This is a genomic window from Borrelia persica No12, assembly GCF_000500045.1.
In the GTDB taxonomy this organism is placed as follows: Bacteria; Spirochaetota; Spirochaetia; order Borreliales; family Borreliaceae; genus Borrelia; species Borrelia persica.
The window spans coordinates 1-2,664 of sequence record NZ_AYOT01000153.1; the positions used below are offsets into that span (position 1 = coordinate 1).

Consider the following 2,664-nt stretch of genomic DNA (forward strand, 5'->3'; position numbering starts at 1 on the left):
TCTGCTCTTCTAAGCCTCTCTTTTCTCTCCTTCGCTTCCTGTTCAAACAGCTTTTGCAAATAGGCTTCTCTTTTCAGCAATTCCAACCTACGTTTCTCTTTTTCTGCTTTTTTTTCTGTATCATGATTGCGCAAATTTTTTGTTGCTTTTTTGCTTTCTTTTTCTACAAGTTTTTTTCCAATGCATATACTCTCACCATAAACCGATTTTTCAACACATCGCTTTTTGTACTTATTGGAGTACCAGTCTCTAAATCTGCCTTCCCAAATTATTTCATAATCGTTTATTATCCCGTCTTTTCTTTTCATCATCATCCAGACTTTGTGCTTGTATCTATTTGCAAATTGCTTTAAAAAATGCTCTAAAATGTCTTCAAGACTGTATTCAATTCCATAGTCAGTTATTGCTTGCTCCAAATTTAACAGAGCATTTATGTATGTCGAATCGTTGTTACTTAGCTCTTTTATTTGCTTCACATACTTTTCGCTAATTTTGTAGTCAGATAGCAGTCTTGTCTCAACGTCTTTTCTTGTTATTTTACAATCTCTTTTCTTTTTTTTATAAAAATCTTCCTTTTTCAAAAGCATTTCTGAGTTCTCTTTAGAATTCTTTTCTTTTTTATAGCTTATATTAGCTTTATTAATATCATCCGAATCTTGCACATGCGAAATTATACTCATGCGATTTTTATTAAGTTGTTCGTTGTTTTTTGATTCTATTTTTTCTTTTATGAGTTTTGTAGTTTTCGAATTTATTTTTGAATTTATATTTTTGGGTTCGTTATCAAAAGGCTTATCAAAATCAAAATTTCCAATAATGAATTTATCTTTTAAATTGTCTTGTAGAAGTTGTGTTAGATATTCTAATATTGCTTCTTTATGAGTAGGCATTAGTTCCATGTTTTGCACATAATAAGCAACACTTCCTTTTCCTTTACCAAATCTTATAATTTTAGATTTTATTAAATTTAGATTGTTTAGTAGCTTTATATCTAATTCTAGAGTGCGTTTACATACTTTTTTTGCATAATCATTTTCTAGTAGTTTAAGTACTATGTTTTGGATATCACTTGCTGAATATTCTTCGATTCCCTTTGATTGTTTGTAATTTGTATTTTTAGTATTTATTGTCCAGTAAACTTTGAGTAATCTGTTGTATCGTTTCAGCATTTTACTTATTTGCAATTTAACATAGGACATTCGTATTGTTTGAGTATTATGGGGATTTTTATAAATATTTAGTTCTACAAGGCTTTTTAATATTGCGTCTATTTGACCTTTGGGGTCTTTATATTTGAAATTCTGATTATCTTTTGCTATACTTAACATATGGTTTTTTTTGTGTCCAAAGTTTGAATTTTCTTTTTTTTATAAAGAAGCTTTGGACTTTTGTATATTTCATTATATATGAAAATTTCACTCTTGACTAGGTTTTCGGTTGGGGTGATTTTTTTATATATAATTTTGTTTGCTTTACAAGCTTTATAAAAAATTATAAAAACAATCTTTGTAAAATTTTTATATATATAATAAAAAAATCTAGGAGATTTGCTTATATTAGACGTAATCATGACGTTGATTTTATATAATTTTAAAATTAATGTCAATAAATGTTAATCCATATTTATTGGCATGTATTGAAAGTGGTTTATTATGGATAATAGTTATTATGTTTACCTATTATCGATTTTGATAACTAGGTAGATTGTTTCTTGGTGTTTTTAAAGCCGAATCAATAAACATAAATATTGACTCAGCTTTTAAATTTTTAGAAAATTATATATTTTCTTTGTTTATGTATAGTTGTGATTTCTGATTGTCGTATAGATTTTGTAATTTTGTTTGTGTCATTGTGTATTTTTTATTTGTTGTATTTCTTTTTTTAGTGTTAGTATTTCCTTGTTTTTGTTCTCCATCTCTTGTTTTAGTTGTGTTATTGCTTGAATAATTTCATTTGTAGTTTTGATAGTATGTATTTCATCTTTTGGATCATGTATGTTTAGGTTTTGCTTTATGATTTCTAGTTTTTTTGTTATAAGTGTTTGAATATTTGCTTTTACTTTTTTGGTTTTTATGTCGGTGGCTAATTCATTAATTATCTTTTCTGGGATGTATCTGACACCATTATAGGTGATATATGCATTTAAAATAGCTGCCTTTCTGCAAAGAGATGATGAGGTTGTTTTATAGTTAAAACTTGTTTCTAGTATGTCTACTATTTCGCCAATTTTATATAATTTTATTTTACCTATTTTTTTCATAATGATGTTTCCTCTTCTTTTGTCAAAATTGTATATTTTTATCATACTTAAAAATTTAAAAATAGTTAATATAAGTAAATAAACATTGACGTTTGAGGTTATTTTTATTAATTGCGCCTTATTAGACAGTTTTTTCTGTTTTAATCTATTTTATCGAAAAAATGCGTTAATTTATATTGACTCAGATTTATTTATATTGTATATTGTTAGCATTAAAGGTTTTGTAGTCTTGTATTTAGCTACGGATTTTAATGATGTTTTTTCTGTATAAGAAAGCAAATTACTTTGCTTTTATTAAGTTTTATGGTGAGGGTTGATAGGAGTAAAGTATTTTGTTTGTCATTTTGAAGGCTTAGAGGAGGGGATTTGAGTGTCTGGTGGTCTAAGGAAACAACTTAATATTA

Annotated in this window: 2 protein-coding genes; both read right to left on the minus strand. The window is 26.7% G+C overall.

Annotation, left to right across the window (positions count from 1 at the left end):
* Nucleotides 1-1,328 (minus strand): plasmid maintenance protein (locus tag U881_RS0105725; RefSeq protein ID WP_024653620.1); only part of this gene is annotated, 1,328 nt, incomplete at its 3' end.
* Nucleotides 1,329-1,846: 518 nt separating this feature from the next.
* Nucleotides 1,847-2,260 (minus strand): hypothetical protein, encoded by a 414-nt coding sequence (locus U881_RS0105735; RefSeq protein ID WP_024653622.1) that lies wholly within the window; start codon nucleotides 2,258-2,260, stop codon nucleotides 1,847-1,849.
* Nucleotides 2,261-2,664 lie beyond the last annotated feature (404 nt).

Coding starts and splice junctions, on each gene's coding strand:
- U881_RS0105735 (WP_024653622.1), bottom strand. CDS start 2,260: ATGAAAAAAATAGGTAAAATAAAATTATATAAAATTGGCGAAATAGTA.